We start from the raw sequence: 14,072 nt of genomic DNA, 5'->3' as shown, positions 1-14,072 counted from the left end.
CTATCTAAGTCTTACAATGAAAGGATGGATCCGATGTCCGACGTGATCACCAACAAAGTTCAGAAGACAGATGCAGAATGGCGCGAAGAGCTGACGCCCGAGCAGTATCAGATCCTGCGCCAGGCGGGCACGGAGCGTCCCTTTACCGGGCCGTACTGGAACGCCAAGGATAAAGGCATCTACAGCTGCGCCGGTTGCGGCACGGATCTGTTCGTGTCGGATACCAAGTTCGACAGCGGCTGCGGCTGGCCGAGCTACTTTGAGGCTGTCAGCCCCGATGCGGTGACCGAACTGCGTGATACCACGCACGGCATGGTGCGCACCGAAGTCCGCTGCGCCACCTGCAACGGCCATCTCGGCCACGTCTTCCCAGACGGCCCGCCACCGACCGGCCTGCGCTACTGCATCAACGGCCACTCGATGAATTTCCGCCCGGCAGATTAGTCAGCGGGACGGATGTCACCAAAGTACCGACTTGAAATTGACAGCGGCCCCATCCGGGCCGCTGTTTTCGTTTGGCTTACCCCGGCAACTCGACCGTAAACGCAAATTGCGCGGTTTGCCCGGCGGGCAGCGTGACGGTGTAGGGACGCGATTCGAGATCGGCACTGGTCCCGTTCTGGGCAGCCGTTCCGTGCCAGGGCTCGATGCAGAGGAAAGGGCCGTTGAGCTTTTGCCAGAGCGCGAGGTTTGGCAGGTTGTCGAAGGAAAACTTCAGCTCCGGGCCGCCTTCCGCCGCATAGGTCAGGCCCGTTCCGGCACCTTCTGCGAAAATCATCGCGTCTTCATCGAACATGTCGTGCGACAGCGTCAGCTTGCCGGACGTGAACGGCGAGGCAAGTGGCGTGGGGTCGATCAGCCCGCCGGACAGGCGCGTCATCGCCGGTTCGCCACCGTTGTCGAGCACGATCGTATGGGCCTGGCCTTCTCCACCCGGCAGCGGCCAGAGGAAGGCGGTGTGGAAACCGAGGCCGAAGGGCATGGGCCGGTCGCTGCGGTTTTCCACCTCCGCCGAAATCGTGAGTTTCGAACCGTCGACCGAATGGGTGACGGCGAGGCGGAAATCGAACGGGTAGACGCTGCGGGTGGTATCGGATGATGCAAGCTCGAAGCGGCAGCTGGTCTCCTCGGACGCGGCGAGCGTGAAGGTCGAGCGGCGGGCAAAACCGTGCTGCGCCATCGGATAGGGTTTGCCTTCGATCATCACGGTATCGGAGGGCGCCTTGCCGACGATCGGGAAGAGGATCGGCGAGCGGCCGGCCCAGAAGGCGGCGTCGCCGTTCCAGAGAAAGTTGCGCCCATCCGCCGTCTTCAGCGACTGCATTTCCGCACCGAGGGGGGAGATTTCAACGGAGATACGATCGTTGGCGATACGGGTCATAGTATCATCTGATGCAGCGGACATGCGGCTCTCCTGGCAAATTTCAGGCTTGAGGCGCAGGATTGCCTACCCTGCGCGTCGGTTAGATGACGATCAGACGGTTTCCGGGGGAATCGCATATTGATCGTCGCTGACCGCCTCCATCCAGTCGGCGGTCTTGCCGTCGAGCGCTTCCCCGATGGCAATATGGGTCATGGCCGTCTGCGACGATGCGCCGTGCCAGTGCTTTTCGCCCGGCGAAAACCAGACGACATCACCGGCGCGGATTACCCGGACCGGACCGCCCCAGGTCTGGGTGAGGCCGGAACCCGAGGTAACAACCAGCGTCTGGCCGAGCGGATGGGTGTGCCAGTTGGTGCGGGCGCCGGGTTCGAACGTGACCGATGCTGCAACGACACGGGCCGGTGCCGGTGCGGAATTCAGTGGATCGAGGCGGACTGTGCCGGTGAAATACTCTGCCGGCTGCTTCTTGGAGGCCTGCGAGCCAACACGCTTGATATCCATGGAAAGATCCTTCGTCGTCATGCGATTGATGCGAATGCGATGTCAGCCAGCATATAGGCCGTTCGGACGGAAGTGCCACGAGAAAGCGAAGGACGTCAGCCCGCGACCCTGAGCTCCATGCAGGCAAGATCGAGCCAGCGGCCGAATTTGATGCCGACTTCGGAAAACGTGCCGGTCAGGCGGAAACCGAGCCTTTCATGCAGACGGATGGAGGCGGCGTTGCCCGCTTCGACGCAGGCGATCATCACATGAATGCCGTTCGACGCGGCGCGGGTGATCAGCTCGCGCATCAGCAGACGGCCGATGCCCTCGCCGCGGGCCTCGCGGTGCACATAGACGGAATGTTCCACCGTGTGCCTGAAGCCCTCGAAGGCGCGCCAGTCGCCGTAGGATGCGTAGCCTTTGACGACCCCGTCCTCGTCAGCGACCAGAACCGGAAATCCCCTCGCCCGGCGTGCGGCAAACCAGTCGCGACGGTTGGCGAGATCGACCAGCGTCTCGTTCCAGATCGCGGTCGTATTGGCGACGGCGTCGTTATAGATCTCGAGGATCGCCGGCAGGTCGGCTTCGGTGGCATCGCGGATCAAAGGGGGCACTGGCTATCGTCCATTATAGTGATTGCCCGTCCACTTTATCAGACGGCCGCAGCGTGTAAAGCGGGCTGGCGTCTTGGGCACACGATCGGTCAGGCACTGGCCGACAGGCTGAAGCAGGTCATGACTGCACTATAGTGGACGGCGGCGGCCGCGACGACAAAGGAATGCCAGATGGCATTCTGGAAGCGCAGTCTTTCCCACACGTGGAAGATGACGCCGAGCGAATAGATCAGGCCGCCGATAACAATCAGCAATGCGGAGATCGGCGGCAGGTAGGCCGAGACAGGTTCCGCAACCATCAACCCGCTCCAGCCCATGGCAAGATAGAGAAGGATGGTCAGCCGGTCGAACCGGCCGGGGAAAAAGCATTTGATCAGGATACCGAAAATCGCTGTCGCCCAGATCGCGATCAGCATCCCGAAGATCCAAGGGTCAGAGGCGCCGCGCTGGAGGAATGGCGTATAGGTGGCGGCGATCAGGATGAAGATCGCCGAATGGTCGAACCGCCGCAGCAGCCACTTGGTCGGCGAGTGCGGCCATATGTTGTAGGTAAACGAGATCGACAGGCAAAGGATCAGCCCGATCCCGTAGATCCAGGCGGCAACGATCTCGCCATGGCTCGACCACATGGTGGCGTAAAAGATCAGGGCCGTGGCACCGATCAGGGCGAAGACCAGTCCGATGCCATGGACAATCCCATCCGCGACGATCTCGTGAAAATCGTAGTTTCTGCCAAATTTGAAGAGATCGCTCATTACCCACCTTCCATACCGGTCCCAAGAATGGGGCCGAGCGGAAAGCTTGGCAAGACTGCGCGATTCACAATAAATTTCCGATGGTTTCAACTCTTGGTCATGAGCCTAAAACTGTGGCCGCACGAGCCGGTTCCGGATGGTGCGGGAACGGCGGCAATGAAGCCTGGACGGCTAGAGGCGGCCGCCCCAGCGTCAATAAATCGAGAACAATCTATCGCCGAACTGCTCACTATCGTGAACGATCGATGGCGCGCATAACTGTGGAAAGATTGCGCATGGCGCGTCGTCATTTCGATCCCGTTGAAAGCTGGAGGACAGATCATGACAGAACAGCAGCAGCCGTTTGCACTCAGCCGCCCGCTGCATGTCGGGCGGGCGCATCTGGTGGTCAACGATCTTGCTCGCGTCTCCGGTTTCTACCAGACAATCATCGGGCTTTCGGTGCTTGAAAAGACGCCGAGCGGTGAGGTTCTGGGCGTCGCCGGCGTGCCGCTTCTGACGCTGACGACGGGCGGCAACGTGGCCCGCGCGCCGCGCAATGCGGCCGGCCTCTTCCACACGGCCTTTCTGGTGCCGGGCCGCCTTGAGCTTGCCCAATGGCTGGCCCATGCAGCGCATAACAATATCCAGCTCGAAGGCGCATCGGATCATCTGGTGAGCGAGGCGCTCTATCTTTCCGATCCCGAAGGCAACGGCATCGAGATCTACCGCGACCGCACGCCCACGGAATGGACCTACCATCAGGACGGCACCGTGGCGATGGCGACCGACCGGCTGAACCTTCAGGAGCTTTATAACAGCGCGCCCCAGGCGGCATTTGCCGGAATGGCTGAGGGAACAGCGCTCGGTCATATCCATCTTCAGGTCGGCGACATTCCGCAGGCGGACGCCTTTTACCGCGACGTGCTGGGCCTGAAGATCATGGCGCGGTATCCCGGTGCGAGCTTTTTCGCGACCGGCGACTACCATCACCATATCGCTGCCAACGTTTGGAACAGCCGCGGCGCGACGACCCGGCTTGAAAACATGACCGGGCTTTCCGATTACACCGTGAAGTTCAACGATCAGTCGGCCCTGGCGAATGCTCTTTCCGCACTGGAAAAGCACGAAATCGCGACAACCAAAACCGCCGAGGGCTGGGCTCTCAGAGACCCGTGGGGCATCGGCCTGACGCTTGCTGCGTAACGCGCGCTGAATTCCTGATCGTTGCGATCGTAAACCTGAGCAGTATTCCGGAACCGGAACACTGTTTTTGCGTTGATCGCGACAACGAGGACATCAGACAATTCATGGCCATGACGAGCACGCGCGCAGCCAATCCTAAAAAACGGCTGATCGACTTTGCCGCCAACCGGTCTGCGCATCGCAAGGATGCCGTCATTTCCGGCCTGGAGAGCGAAGACGCCGATGAGAGCCTCGTGCTGGGGCGCGAGGCGCTGGAAGTCGCCAAGGCCTGGGCCGTGATCGGCATCTTTGCGATCGTTTTCTTCGCCATCGTCCACATGATGTCGCTGGTGCTTATCCCTGTCACGCTTGCCGTCGTCGTCGGACTGATTCTCGGTCTGGTCGCGGATAAGCTTGGCCGCCTGGGCGTACCCAAATTCGGCATTGCGATCATCCTCTCCAGCGCTGTGTTCGCCGCGGTCTTTCTGGTCGTCAACGCGCTGGCCGAACCGTTTGCGATGATGATCCAGGAAGGTCCGAGCTTTCTGCAACGCATGATCGACCGGATGATGCCATTTCTGCAGCGCCAGGAATGGCTGAACATCTCGCCGGCCACGTTCGAAACCGGGCCGATGTCGATGCAGGCGCTGTTGGAGAATTCCGGCAACATCCTCAGCGTCGTTACCGCCAATCTGACGCCGGCCGTCGTGCAGGGCATGATCTTCTTTGCGGCGCTGCTTCTGTTTCTCTACGGCAGGCTTAGACTTCGCCGTACCCTCATCCTCGCCTTCCCGCGGCGTCACCAGAGGCTGATTGCGATCCGTGTGCTGAACGCAATCGATCAGGTTCTCGGCTATTATTTTGCGACTGCGAGCGTGCTCTATCTCGGTCTCGGCGTCGTGATGATCGCAATCGCCTATTTCGGCGGCCTCAGCATGCCGCTTCTCTGGGGTCTGTTCGCATTCCTGTCGAGCTTCATCCCGTTTCTCGGGATCACGATCATGACCCTCGCGGTTGCAGCAGGTGGCATCATCACGCATGACACCCTTCTCCTTGGACTGCTGCCCGCGATCGTGTTCTTCTCGGTGCACTTGCTGATGGAAAACCTGATCTTCCCCGCGATCATGGGCCGGCAGTGGGAGATCAATCCCTTTGTCGTGTTCGTCGCCATCCTGTTCTGGACATGGATGTGGGGTGCCGTCGGCGCCATGCTGGCGCTGCCCCTGTCGCTGATCATGATGACCGTACTGTCGGAACTGTTTCCAGAAAAGAAGACCGTTCCGCATCTGCCGGGCTAAAGCCCGGCGATGTCAGCGACCCGTCAGTCGTAAAGGTAGTACTTGTCCCATTCCTCGCGCGGGATCTTGGACCCGACCTTGTAGTCGAAGGCGATGACGCTGAGCCCTTCAGCGTTGGTCTCGCACTTGAATTTCAGCTTGAACCAGTCACCGCCGCTGCGGAACGCTGCGCCGGTTGCCTTGAGGCCGTTGTCGTTCCCGACCGGGTCTGAAAACGTGTAGGCGATCACCTTGTCGGGGCGGAAATCGCCTTCCTTGCGCAGGCGATCCATCGCCTCGAGATCGCAGCGCTGTTCGACTCTTTCTTCCGGTGCAAGGGCGTTCAGCTGGCGAACAATGCGGCCGTCGAGCGCGTGGGCAGGCAGGGTGGAGGCGGCGCAAATCAGGAGAGCGCCTGTCATGGATGCCCGGGCGGGCAGCAGTATCGTCATGGAATCCTATCCAAAGTGACTCGGACGGGGCGGAAACTAGAAGACGGATTCGTCGTTGACCACCTACCAGAGCGGGAATTATCTTGGCGCGTATTCTTTAGGTGGTCGGGACCGGAATCGGCATCATGCAAAGCGGACTGAACAGATGACAGCCGAACTGGCGATGGTATTCCTGATGAGTGGCATTGGGCTATCATCGGTCGTCGCCTTCATATTCTGGCAGCAGCACCGTGACCTCGCACCTCTCGCCAAGTCCCGCGAGCCTGAGAAGAAGTAGGCTCACGCGGCTTGCCCGCTTGCCTCATGGTCCGGCCGCCCCTATCTCTGGCACTCCTTTCATGACTTCGGAGTGCTTCCTTGGCCCCCTCCCCGAAAATGCCGTTCGAAAATCTGCCCACGCCTCCGGTCGCGGCCAAGAAGCCGGTGACGGATACCCGTCACGGCATCACCCGCACCGACGACTATGCCTGGTTCCGGGCCGACAACTGGCAGCAGATGTTCAAGGATCCGTCGATCCTCGACCCCGAGATCCGCACCCATCTGGAGGGCGAGAACGCCTATATGGAAGCGGCGATGGGCGACACGGCTGCATTGCAGAAGACGCTGTTTGCCGAAATGCGCGGTCGCATCAAGGAAGACGATTCCTCCGTGCCGATGAAGGACGGACCGTTTGCCTACGGATCGCTGTTTGTGACCGGCGGCGAGCAGCCAAAGTATTTCCGCACCCCGCGCGACGGCGGCGATCAGACGATCCTGCTTGACGGCGACAAGGAAGCGACGGGTAAGGACTATTTCCGTCTGGCCGGTATCGACCATGCGACGGATCATTCCAAGGGCATCTGGGGTTACGACGACAAGGGTTCGGAATATTTCACCCTGCGGGTGCGCGATCTTTCGACCGGCGAGGACATGTCAGACCTCCTGGAAAACACCGCCGGTGGCGGCGTCTGGGCGCCTGATGGCAAGAGCTTCTTCTATACGCTGCAGGACGAGAACCATCGTCCCTCCAAGGTCTTCCACCACATTCTCGGCACGCCGCAGACGGACGACCGGCTGGTGTTTGAGGAAAAGGATCCGGGCTTTTTCATGGGCGTCGGCGGATCGCTGCTGGACGACGTGATCTATCTCGATATCCATGATCACGAGACCTCGGAATACCGCCTCATCCCGACCTCGGACCTGACCGCCGAGCCGAAGCTGGTGGCGGCGCGCGAAGAGGGCATCGAGTATTCGATGACCGAAGGCGGCGATGTCTTCTACATCCTGACCAATGACGGCGATGCCAAGGACTTCAAGATCGTCGAGGCGCCGTTTGCGGCACCGGGGAAGGAAAACTGGAAAGAGATCGTACCGCACGAGCCCGGCCGGCTGATCATTTCGCACATGGCCTATGAGCAGCACCTGATCTGGCTGCAGCGCAACCAGGGTCTGCCGGAGATCATCATCCGCGACCGCCGGACCGGCGAGGAGCATTCGATCGCGTTTGCCGAAGAAGCCTATTCGCTGGGGCTATCGGGCGCTGCCGAATATGACAGCACGGTCATACGCTTTTCCTATTCGTCGATGACGACGCCGACCCAGCTCTACGACTACGATATGGTGAGCCGGACGCGCACGCTTTTGAAGACGCAGGAAATCCCCTCCGGCCACAATGCCGCAGATTACGTGACCCGCCGCGTGATGGCGCCGTCCCATGACGGCGAGCTGGTGCCGGTGTCGCTGCTTTACCGCAAGGACACGCCGCTCGACGGCACCGCGCCTTGCCTGCTCTACGGCTACGGCGCCTATGGGATGACCATCCCGGCATCGTTTTCCACCAACAACCTGTCTCTCGCAGATCGCGGCTTCATCTATGCCATCGCCCATATCCGCGGCGGCAAGGACAAGGGTTTTGCCTGGTACGAAGACGGCAAGATGGAAGCCAAGGAAAACACGTTCAAGGATTTCATCGCCGCTGCCGACCACCTCGTGGCCGAGGGCTTCACGTCCTATGAGAACATCATTGCCGAAGGCGGCTCGGCCGGCGGTATGCTGATGGGCGCGATCGCCAACATGGCGCCGGAAAAGTTCGCGGGCATTATCGCGGCCGTTCCGTTCGTCGATGTGCTCAACACCATGCTCGACGATACGCTGCCGCTGACGCCGCCGGAATGGCCGGAATGGGGCAACCCGATCGAGAGCCTGGAAGAGTACCAGTGGATCGCCGCCTACTCGCCTTATGACAACGTGGGTGCAAAACCCTATCCGCCGATCCTTGCGATTTCCGGCCTCACCGATCCACGCGTGACCTACTGGGAACCGACCAAGTGGGTGGCGAAGCTTCGCGAATTCTCGACCGGCTCGGCACCGATCCTGCTCAAGACCAACATGGCTGCCGGCCATGGCGGAAAGTCGGGGCGTTTCCAGCGTCTGGAAGAGATCGCCTTCGAATATGCATTCGCGATCAAGGTGGCCGGGAAAGCCTGACCGGGCGGATCGCCACAGAATCGATCATCTCCAATGAAAATCGCCGCAGTGCCTCGATCGGGCGCTGCGGCTTTTTTTGTGTGAAAACAGTTTTGGATATGCGGAAACGCGCATATGCCTTGGCGGCGTTCGATTTTCCCGTCAGATCGCTGATTTTTCGACAGAAATGGCGGCGGCGCGAATACGTCCCATGCGCGCTGTCAAGCCCCAAAACCGGCCGGATATCTCCCGCCGCAAGCTTCGCGCAAGCTTCAGGCGTTAACTCTTGCTTAACCCAAGCGAGATCGAGGCGGTGCCATGAAGATCGATAGTGGCCTCAGCGGCTACAACTACCCCCAGCGGGCGGTCGACATCGATCGCAAGCAGGACGAAACCCAGCAGCGCGACACACCTGCGTCTACCCGTTCCAGCGGTTCGCTGACCGGCAGCAGCACACTGTTTGCAAGCTCGCTGGTGAGCGCCCTGTGGGCCCTCGATGCCGGCGACGACAGCGCTTCGACCTTTGCCACCAGCGGCGCGACCGCTCCCGTGCAGCAGGCCTGGGTTCAGGACATCTACCAGGAATTCTCCTGATCAACGTCTGATCGATCATGGCCCGTCACCGCGTGACAATCCCCGTTCAGGGTTAACATTCCCTGAAGGCGCCCTTCAAGCCAACACGCTGATCCTTGTACCTGTGGTGAATGCGTCCTATCTCAACCTCCAGACATTAGAGGTTTGAGCCTGCCATGCTATCGATCGGCGATCTTTCCAAACGAACCGGCGTCAAGGTGCCAACCATCCGCTATTACGAGCAGATGGGCCTGCTTGCCGCCGCCACGCGATCTGAAGGGAACCAGCGGCGCTACGAGCGCAGCGATCTGGACCGGCTGGCCTTCATCCGCCACGCCCGCGATCTCGGCCTCGACATATCCGCGATCCGTGAGCTGATCGCGCTCGGTTCGCATCCGCAACAGCCCTGCGGCGATATCGACCGGATCGCAGCGGAGCATCTTTCCGGCGTGCGCGAAAAGATCGCCAAGCTGAAGAAGCTCGAAGAGGAACTCGAGCGCATCGTTTCCCATTGTGACGGCAACCATGCGATCAAGGACTGTTACGTGATCCGGTCACTCTCGGATCACGGGCTCTGCGAGGGGGAGCATTGAGGGGTTAGAGGCGGTTGCGCAGTATGTCATCGCTCACCAGACGGCCACTGAAGAAGAGACCTAGGATGATCACCTCGGAAGAGCGGACGACAAAGGCTATGCTGACACTGCGCCGATAGCCGATGATACGGATGCCCGGGACCTCGCTCTCGCGCACTGTTCCTCGCTCCGAAAAATCAGCGAGACCATTGAGAAAAGCACGCAGTTTCGTCACATAGGTCCAGGCGACGGTCGGGCCGGCACGGTCAGCGACGTAATCGTAGAACTCTGCAACTTCACGCTCGGCTTCCGGATGCAAGATGATCGCATACCGGTTCCCCATGGACCTTATCGGCCTTCGTCGGCAGATTTCGCTTCGGCGGCAAGGCGGGCGCGGTGCCTGTCTTCCAGACGCGAGAAAGCATCGTCAATCGAAACGCCCTCTGCCCTGCCCTCGATCAGCTCGTCATACCGGCCCGGAATTTCATTCCGGAGCCATTTCTCCAAGGGCTGCTCGTTGCTTTCAAGCATTTGGAGGCCTGCATCGATGACCTCATCGGCATTCTCGTAGCGGCCGGACTCGATCTGTTTTCTGATGAAACGCTCTGCGTCCTTGCTCAACGCGATGTTCTTCATCACGGCCCTCGCTTTCAAGACAGCACTGACTGTAGCACTCCTCACGCCACCGAGACAGTCATCAACACCCGCTTGACAAGCATTTTATTCCGGCGCAAAAAGTTGTCATGATGATTACGTGCACCACCACCGCCGCAACGTATTTTTGGGCCTACCTGTAAAGGGCGGCTCGACAGTTCATTATGTCAACAAGCCGCCGTCAGGCGGCTTGGTTGTTTCTAAGGGCACCTGACGGCACGACGAGACCGAAAAGGAATGCCAGAATGCCCCCGATTTCGATCGAAGACAGCGAGATCTCACTGCCGCGCCCGGCCGTGGTGACGATCCGCGCCGCAAAACGCCATGATCTGCCGCAGTTGAAAGAGATGATCGCAGCCCTTGCCGCGCATCACAACGATCTGGCCGACATCACCCCCGAAATGCTGGAACGCGACCTTTTCGGCGACCTGCCCTGGATCACCGCGCTGGTTGCGGATGCGGGCGACGCCCTGATCGGCTACGCCATTCTGGTGCCGCTCTACCGCGCCCAGGAGGGGAGCCGCGGCATGGACCTGCACCACCTGTTCGTGCGCGACGGTCACCGTGGCCACGGCATCGGCCAGCATCTCGTCTCGCGCGCCCGCGACATGGCCCGCAATGCAGGCTGCGGCTATCTCTCGGTCAGCGCCGCCACCGGCAACTTCGCCGCCCACAAGTTCTACGAACAGATGGATTTCAAGCCGCGGCCAGTGACGGGCATGCGGTATATGCAGACGTTGGTGTGAGGCTGGGACACGGCAATACCGTCCGAATGAGCGGGACAGACCATACTGTCAGTGCAGCGCAACCACGTTATTCCGACGCGGGATCGATCGCGCTGACCACACGAGCTACGATGTCATCCATCGTCGCCTCGTCCAATGTCTCGATGTATTTCGCGGTCTTGGCCAGTATTCTGGCCGGTATATCGAAGCTGCGAACCTGATTACAGACTGCGATCCCCGTCGTGTCGTGGCCGGTGACAGCGACGGCCAGACCGACGTCCCGGGTCAAGGCGCCACCGGTGGTGATCGGCACCGTCATGCTGACTCCCAATGCGTTGATCGCCCGCGGGGTGATCACGACGAACCGATGCCTGTTCTTCATCTCCCGGCCCGCGACAGGGTTGGGATCGATCCAGAAAACATCGCCGCGATTGGGGACGTTGCTGCGGACCATCATGAAATTTCGTGCCCGACGGGGTCTCCCTCCATCACCCAGGCCATGTCCGCATTCAGGCTGGAGACGACCTCGCCGCCTTCGAGCAACTCGCTAAGCTTATAGCGCCGCTGGGTCTTTCTGATCGGCTTTACGACGAGTTCACCGTCGTGCATTTCCAGCGACAGCTGATCGCCGACCTGCAATTCCATCATCTTCAGAACTGCAGGAGGAATTGTCACGACAGCTGCCCCGCCCTGTCGCCTGATCTTGGTAATAACGGTCATCGCTCACCTCGTTTGTGCTATAAATATAGCACATCTCAGGCAGCCATCAAGCGCTTCTCACGGCAGCGACGGGGGCAAAAGGATCACTTCGCGGCCTTCGCCAGCACCTCGCCAGCCCATTCGTTGAGGCTCTTGCCGGACAGTTCCGCAGCCCTTGCGGCGCGCGCGTGAACTTCGGGATCGATCCGAAACATCACCTTTCCGGAGTAAGGCTTTTGAGGATCTTTGCCGATCCTCGCGCAGGTTTCGAGATAGTCATCGACAGCCTCGCGGAACGCATTCCTGAGATCATCGACATTGTCGGCGTGGAAACCGACGCCGTCGCGGATGCCAGCGATCTGCCCGAACAGAATACCGTCTTCGTCGTCATAGTCGATGCGGGCCGAATAGCCCTTGTAGGTCATCACATTTTTCACGGCTTTACCCCAAGTCGTATCAGATAGGCGCGCGCAGCTCGCACCTGATATCGCTTCGCTTCCTTGGACGGGTGCGGACGATGGAAGGTCTCGACTTCGCCCTTGTTTTCGAACCGGACGCGTAAGCCGCTTCCCTCGATCACTGTGCATCCGGATGCGACAAGCAGGCTTTCGATCGCAGCCCATGGGAGCGCTCCCGATACCGGGTCTGTGAAAACAGCTTCGAGGGTCTTGCGCTGCTTGCCGTTCATCGCGGCATCATAGGCCTGCTATCATTTATTGCAAGCACCCGGCCTCACCTTGCCGGCACCGCCTTGAGATAGGCGGCGATGGCCTGGAGGTCGCTTTTCGGCAGATGCGCGATGTTCTTCTGAACCTCCACCATGGATCCGCCGACGCTGTCGAAATCGGGGGTGAAGCCGGTCGAGAGGTATTCGGTGATCTCGTCTTCACTCCAGGCGCCGATGTCCTTTGAGCCGGGGGTGATGTTGGGAATGCTGCCCTGCCCTTCCGGGTTGGGACCGCCGGCCAGCCACTGGCCTTTTTCGAAGCCGCCGAGCGCGTTGCGGGGCGTGTGGCACTCGCCGCAGTGGCCGGGGCCTTCGACGAGGAACTGGCCGCGTTTGACCTTATCATCGGCGGAAGCGAGTTCGACGCGTGGGCCGTCGTCGAAATAGAGGAGTTTCCAGCCGCCGACCGCGAGCCGCTGGTTGAACGGAAAGCCCAATTCGTGCGGCGGCGCGACATTGCTGCTGTGCGGCAGGGTCTTCATGTAGCCGTAGAGGTCATTGACGTCGGCTGCCGACAGGCGGGCGTAGGAGCCGTAGGGAAAGGACGGATAGAGATGCTCGCCGCCCGGGCCGACGCCCCGTGTCATCGCATCGCCGAATTGGGCAAGTGTCCAGGAACCGATGCCGGCCTTGGGATCCGGCGAGATGTTGGGGACGTGGAAGGTGCCGAACGGGCTTTTCAGCGCCAGTCCGCCGGACAGGATTTTTGCCGCGTCGCCTTCTGCACCTTCTGCGGCGTGACAACCGGCACAGCCGCCCGCCCAGAACAGTTGCTCGCCCTTGGCAAGATCGGGCTGACCGACGCTCGACCAGTATCCGGCGTCATGCGGCTGGGGCTTTGTCAGCGCCCAGGCCGCAACGGCGCCGGCGGCGACAACGACCACGCCGATGCCCAACACTTTTGCCCATCTTGCGGCCATCGCCAACTTTCCTCCGACATTGATGCGCAACGGAACGGCTGCCTTTGCGACAGCCGTTCAAGCATGCAGGCATGCGCTACTTCTTCAGGCGGTAGGTCTCGTGGCAGGAGCCGCAATTGGCGCCGAGCGTCCCAACGGCCTTCTGGACGCCTGCGGCATCCGTCGGCATCGAAGCGAGGATCATGTCGGCATCGGAGGCGAGCTTGTTCGCCTTGGCGCGGAAATCGGCTTCGTTCTTCCAGATCGCCGGCGATGCTTCCGAATTGGCTTCGGATCCGACAGGGAACTGGTCCGGGAAGGCCTTCATATTGGTGCTGATCGTGGTCAGCGCTGTCTTGATGGCATCGGCGTCGTAGGGTTTGTCGCCTTTGGCGATGTTGCGCATGGCTGCCGTGGAGGCGGCCACCTGCTTCATCATCTGTTCGCGCTTCTCGACCACCGCATCCTGCGCAAGGACAGCGGTGAAGCCGAGACAGAGTGCCGCGGTCGTCATGGCGATAGTTCTGAACTTCATTTCCGGCTCCGATCCCTAAAACAATGTGATGTCTGCGTCTCACATCATCAACGCATTCGCGTGATGATGATGGCAAGCTTACATGACCGAAAGAAGTCACGATTTCGTAATTTA

21 protein-coding genes are annotated in these 14,072 nt (G+C 60.4%); 8 read left to right on the top strand and 13 right to left on the bottom strand.

All coding sequences use genetic code 11. The features are described from left to right. The first annotated feature begins 33 nt into the window (after positions 1 to 33). The gene (gene msrB / locus G6K99_RS04570; RefSeq protein WP_174195841.1) at positions 34 to 444 is read left to right on the top strand and encodes a peptide-methionine (R)-S-oxide reductase MsrB; all 411 of its coding nucleotides are present in this window, start codon (positions 34 to 36) and stop codon (positions 442 to 444) included. A gap of 76 nt (positions 445 to 520) precedes the next feature. Here msrB and G6K99_RS04565 read toward each other — a convergent pair whose 3' ends face one another. The 4 genes from G6K99_RS04565 to G6K99_RS04550 all read right to left on the bottom strand — a co-directional run bounded on the left by G6K99_RS04565 (position 521) and on the right by G6K99_RS04550 (position 3,236). Then, the gene (locus G6K99_RS04565) at positions 521 to 1,405 is read right to left on the bottom strand and encodes an aldose 1-epimerase family protein (RefSeq protein WP_174195840.1); all 885 of its coding nucleotides are present in this window, start codon (positions 1,403 to 1,405) and stop codon (positions 521 to 523) included. Between the two features lie 69 nt (positions 1,406 to 1,474). Beyond that, positions 1,475 to 1,885: a cupin domain-containing protein gene (locus G6K99_RS04560; RefSeq protein ID WP_092661642.1), complete on the bottom strand. Its 411-nt coding sequence runs from the start codon at positions 1,883 to 1,885 to the stop codon at positions 1,475 to 1,477. A 95-nt stretch (positions 1,886 to 1,980) separates the two neighbouring features. After that, positions 1,981 to 2,481, bottom strand: coding sequence for a GNAT family N-acetyltransferase (locus G6K99_RS04555; RefSeq protein ID WP_062453490.1), 501 nt, complete (start codon positions 2,479 to 2,481; stop codon positions 1,981 to 1,983). Positions 2,482 to 2,570: 89 nt separating this feature from the next. Beyond that, the gene (locus G6K99_RS04550; protein ID WP_062453491.1) at positions 2,571 to 3,236 is read right to left on the bottom strand and encodes a hemolysin III family protein; all 666 of its coding nucleotides are present in this window, start codon (positions 3,234 to 3,236) and stop codon (positions 2,571 to 2,573) included. A 321-nt stretch (positions 3,237 to 3,557) separates the two neighbouring features. On the opposite strand from G6K99_RS04550, the gene G6K99_RS04545 reads away from it, so the two are divergent. Beyond that, positions 3,558 to 4,421, top strand: coding sequence for a VOC family protein (locus tag G6K99_RS04545; protein ID WP_062579634.1), 864 nt, complete (start codon positions 3,558 to 3,560; stop codon positions 4,419 to 4,421). 104 nt (positions 4,422 to 4,525) lie between these two features. Further along, positions 4,526 to 5,698, top strand: coding sequence for an AI-2E family transporter (locus tag G6K99_RS04540; protein ID WP_174195839.1), 1,173 nt, complete (start codon positions 4,526 to 4,528; stop codon positions 5,696 to 5,698). Positions 5,699 to 5,721: 23 nt separating this feature from the next. Here G6K99_RS04540 and G6K99_RS04535 read toward each other — a convergent pair whose 3' ends face one another. After that, entirely contained in the window at positions 5,722 to 6,129 is a 408-nt protein-coding gene (locus tag G6K99_RS04535) for a DUF930 domain-containing protein (protein ID WP_371816120.1), read from the bottom strand. Between the two features lie 145 nt (positions 6,130 to 6,274). Between G6K99_RS04535 and G6K99_RS23385 the strand changes: the two genes are divergently transcribed. The 4 genes from G6K99_RS23385 (at position 6,275) to G6K99_RS04520 (ending at position 9,740) form a co-directional block, all read left to right on the top strand. Continuing rightward, positions 6,275 to 6,406: a hypothetical protein gene (locus G6K99_RS23385; protein WP_256413692.1), complete on the top strand. Its 132-nt coding sequence runs from the start codon at positions 6,275 to 6,277 to the stop codon at positions 6,404 to 6,406. Positions 6,407 to 6,504: 98 nt separating this feature from the next. After that, complete coding sequence (locus G6K99_RS04530; protein WP_092661639.1) at positions 6,505 to 8,595, top strand: S9 family peptidase; 2,091 nt, start codon at positions 6,505 to 6,507, stop codon at positions 8,593 to 8,595. Positions 8,596 to 8,892: 297 nt separating this feature from the next. Continuing rightward, positions 8,893 to 9,168: a hypothetical protein gene (locus G6K99_RS04525; RefSeq protein WP_062579631.1), complete on the top strand. Its 276-nt coding sequence runs from the start codon at positions 8,893 to 8,895 to the stop codon at positions 9,166 to 9,168. 155 nt (positions 9,169 to 9,323) lie between these two features. Continuing rightward, positions 9,324 to 9,740, top strand: coding sequence for a helix-turn-helix domain-containing protein (locus G6K99_RS04520; RefSeq protein ID WP_062453496.1), 417 nt, complete (start codon positions 9,324 to 9,326; stop codon positions 9,738 to 9,740). A gap of 4 nt (positions 9,741 to 9,744) precedes the next feature. Here G6K99_RS04520 and G6K99_RS04515 read toward each other — a convergent pair whose 3' ends face one another. Next, a complete protein-coding gene (locus G6K99_RS04515) occupies positions 9,745 to 10,062 on the bottom strand; it encodes a type II toxin-antitoxin system RelE/ParE family toxin (protein ID WP_174195838.1) in 318 nt (105 codons plus the stop codon). A gap of 5 nt (positions 10,063 to 10,067) precedes the next feature. Further along, the gene (locus G6K99_RS04510; protein ID WP_174195837.1) at positions 10,068 to 10,355 is read right to left on the bottom strand and encodes a type II toxin-antitoxin system ParD family antitoxin; all 288 of its coding nucleotides are present in this window, start codon (positions 10,353 to 10,355) and stop codon (positions 10,068 to 10,070) included. 182 nt (positions 10,356 to 10,537) lie between these two features. On the opposite strand from G6K99_RS04510, the gene G6K99_RS04505 reads away from it, so the two are divergent. Further along, positions 10,538 to 11,119, top strand: a complete 582-nt coding sequence (locus G6K99_RS04505; RefSeq protein WP_174195836.1) for a GNAT family N-acetyltransferase — start codon at positions 10,538 to 10,540, stop codon at positions 11,117 to 11,119. 67 nt (positions 11,120 to 11,186) lie between these two features. On the opposite strand, the gene G6K99_RS04500 is transcribed toward G6K99_RS04505, so the two are convergent. From G6K99_RS04500 to G6K99_RS04475, 6 genes are all read right to left on the bottom strand, one after another. Beyond that, entirely contained in the window at positions 11,187 to 11,555 is a 369-nt protein-coding gene (locus G6K99_RS04500) for a type II toxin-antitoxin system PemK/MazF family toxin (RefSeq protein WP_092661631.1), read from the bottom strand. Then, positions 11,552 to 11,818 (bottom strand): AbrB/MazE/SpoVT family DNA-binding domain-containing protein, encoded by a 267-nt coding sequence (locus G6K99_RS04495; RefSeq protein WP_174195835.1) that lies wholly within the window; start codon positions 11,816 to 11,818, stop codon positions 11,552 to 11,554. Before G6K99_RS04495 ends, G6K99_RS04500 begins: the two co-directional genes overlap by 4 nt. Positions 11,819 to 11,901: 83 nt before the next feature. Next, the gene (locus G6K99_RS04490; protein WP_180215451.1) at positions 11,902 to 12,222 is read right to left on the bottom strand and encodes a type II toxin-antitoxin system HicB family antitoxin; all 321 of its coding nucleotides are present in this window, start codon (positions 12,220 to 12,222) and stop codon (positions 11,902 to 11,904) included. A gap of 8 nt (positions 12,223 to 12,230) precedes the next feature. Continuing rightward, positions 12,231 to 12,485: a type II toxin-antitoxin system HicA family toxin gene (locus G6K99_RS04485; protein ID WP_174195834.1), complete on the bottom strand. Its 255-nt coding sequence runs from the start codon at positions 12,483 to 12,485 to the stop codon at positions 12,231 to 12,233. 44 nt (positions 12,486 to 12,529) lie between these two features. After that, positions 12,530 to 13,444 (bottom strand): cytochrome c, encoded by a 915-nt coding sequence (locus G6K99_RS04480; protein WP_174195833.1) that lies wholly within the window; start codon positions 13,442 to 13,444, stop codon positions 12,530 to 12,532. Positions 13,445 to 13,520: 76 nt separating this feature from the next. Then, positions 13,521 to 13,958, bottom strand: coding sequence for a cytochrome c (locus G6K99_RS04475; RefSeq protein ID WP_062579617.1), 438 nt, complete (start codon positions 13,956 to 13,958; stop codon positions 13,521 to 13,523). Positions 13,959 to 14,072: the final 114 nt, after the last annotated feature.

This window comes from Neorhizobium sp. AL 9.2.2 (assembly GCF_013317225.1).
Lineage (GTDB): Bacteria > Pseudomonadota > Alphaproteobacteria > Rhizobiales > Rhizobiaceae > Neorhizobium > Neorhizobium soli.
This window is presented reverse-complemented; position numbering and strand designations above follow the sequence as displayed.

Bases quoted from the DNA above. Each gene is read 5' to 3' on its own strand.
- msrB (WP_174195841.1), top strand. From the start codon at position 34: ATGTCCGACGTGATCACCAACAAAGTTCAGAAGACAGATGCAGAATGG.
- G6K99_RS04565 (WP_174195840.1), bottom strand. From the start codon at position 1,405: ATGTCCGCTGCATCAGATGATACTATGACCCGTATCGCCAACGATCGT.
- G6K99_RS23385 (WP_256413692.1), top strand. From the start codon at position 6,275: ATGACAGCCGAACTGGCGATGGTATTCCTGATGAGTGGCATTGGGCTA.
- G6K99_RS04490 (WP_180215451.1), bottom strand. From the start codon at position 12,222: ATGACCTACAAGGGCTATTCGGCCCGCATCGACTATGACGACGAAGAC.
- G6K99_RS04520 (WP_062453496.1), top strand. From the start codon at position 9,324: ATGCTATCGATCGGCGATCTTTCCAAACGAACCGGCGTCAAGGTGCCA.
- G6K99_RS04500 (WP_092661631.1), bottom strand. From the start codon at position 11,555: ATGATGGTCCGCAGCAACGTCCCCAATCGCGGCGATGTTTTCTGGATC.
- G6K99_RS04515 (WP_174195838.1), bottom strand. From the start codon at position 10,062: ATGGGGAACCGGTATGCGATCATCTTGCATCCGGAAGCCGAGCGTGAA.
- G6K99_RS04560 (WP_092661642.1), bottom strand. From the start codon at position 1,885: ATGGATATCAAGCGTGTTGGCTCGCAGGCCTCCAAGAAGCAGCCGGCA.
- G6K99_RS04475 (WP_062579617.1), bottom strand. From the start codon at position 13,958: ATGAAGTTCAGAACTATCGCCATGACGACCGCGGCACTCTGTCTCGGC.
- G6K99_RS04480 (WP_174195833.1), bottom strand. From the start codon at position 13,444: ATGGCCGCAAGATGGGCAAAAGTGTTGGGCATCGGCGTGGTCGTTGTC.
- G6K99_RS04495 (WP_174195835.1), bottom strand. From the start codon at position 11,818: ATGACCGTTATTACCAAGATCAGGCGACAGGGCGGGGCAGCTGTCGTG.
- G6K99_RS04545 (WP_062579634.1), top strand. From the start codon at position 3,558: ATGACAGAACAGCAGCAGCCGTTTGCACTCAGCCGCCCGCTGCATGTC.
- G6K99_RS04485 (WP_174195834.1), bottom strand. From the start codon at position 12,485: ATGAACGGCAAGCAGCGCAAGACCCTCGAAGCTGTTTTCACAGACCCG.
- G6K99_RS04540 (WP_174195839.1), top strand. From the start codon at position 4,526: ATGGCCATGACGAGCACGCGCGCAGCCAATCCTAAAAAACGGCTGATC.
- G6K99_RS04535 (WP_371816120.1), bottom strand. From the start codon at position 6,129: ATGACGATACTGCTGCCCGCCCGGGCATCCATGACAGGCGCTCTCCTG.
- G6K99_RS04510 (WP_174195837.1), bottom strand. From the start codon at position 10,355: ATGAAGAACATCGCGTTGAGCAAGGACGCAGAGCGTTTCATCAGAAAA.
- G6K99_RS04550 (WP_062453491.1), bottom strand. From the start codon at position 3,236: ATGAGCGATCTCTTCAAATTTGGCAGAAACTACGATTTTCACGAGATC.
- G6K99_RS04530 (WP_092661639.1), top strand. From the start codon at position 6,505: ATGCCGTTCGAAAATCTGCCCACGCCTCCGGTCGCGGCCAAGAAGCCG.
- G6K99_RS04525 (WP_062579631.1), top strand. From the start codon at position 8,893: ATGAAGATCGATAGTGGCCTCAGCGGCTACAACTACCCCCAGCGGGCG.
- G6K99_RS04505 (WP_174195836.1), top strand. From the start codon at position 10,538: ATGTCAACAAGCCGCCGTCAGGCGGCTTGGTTGTTTCTAAGGGCACCT.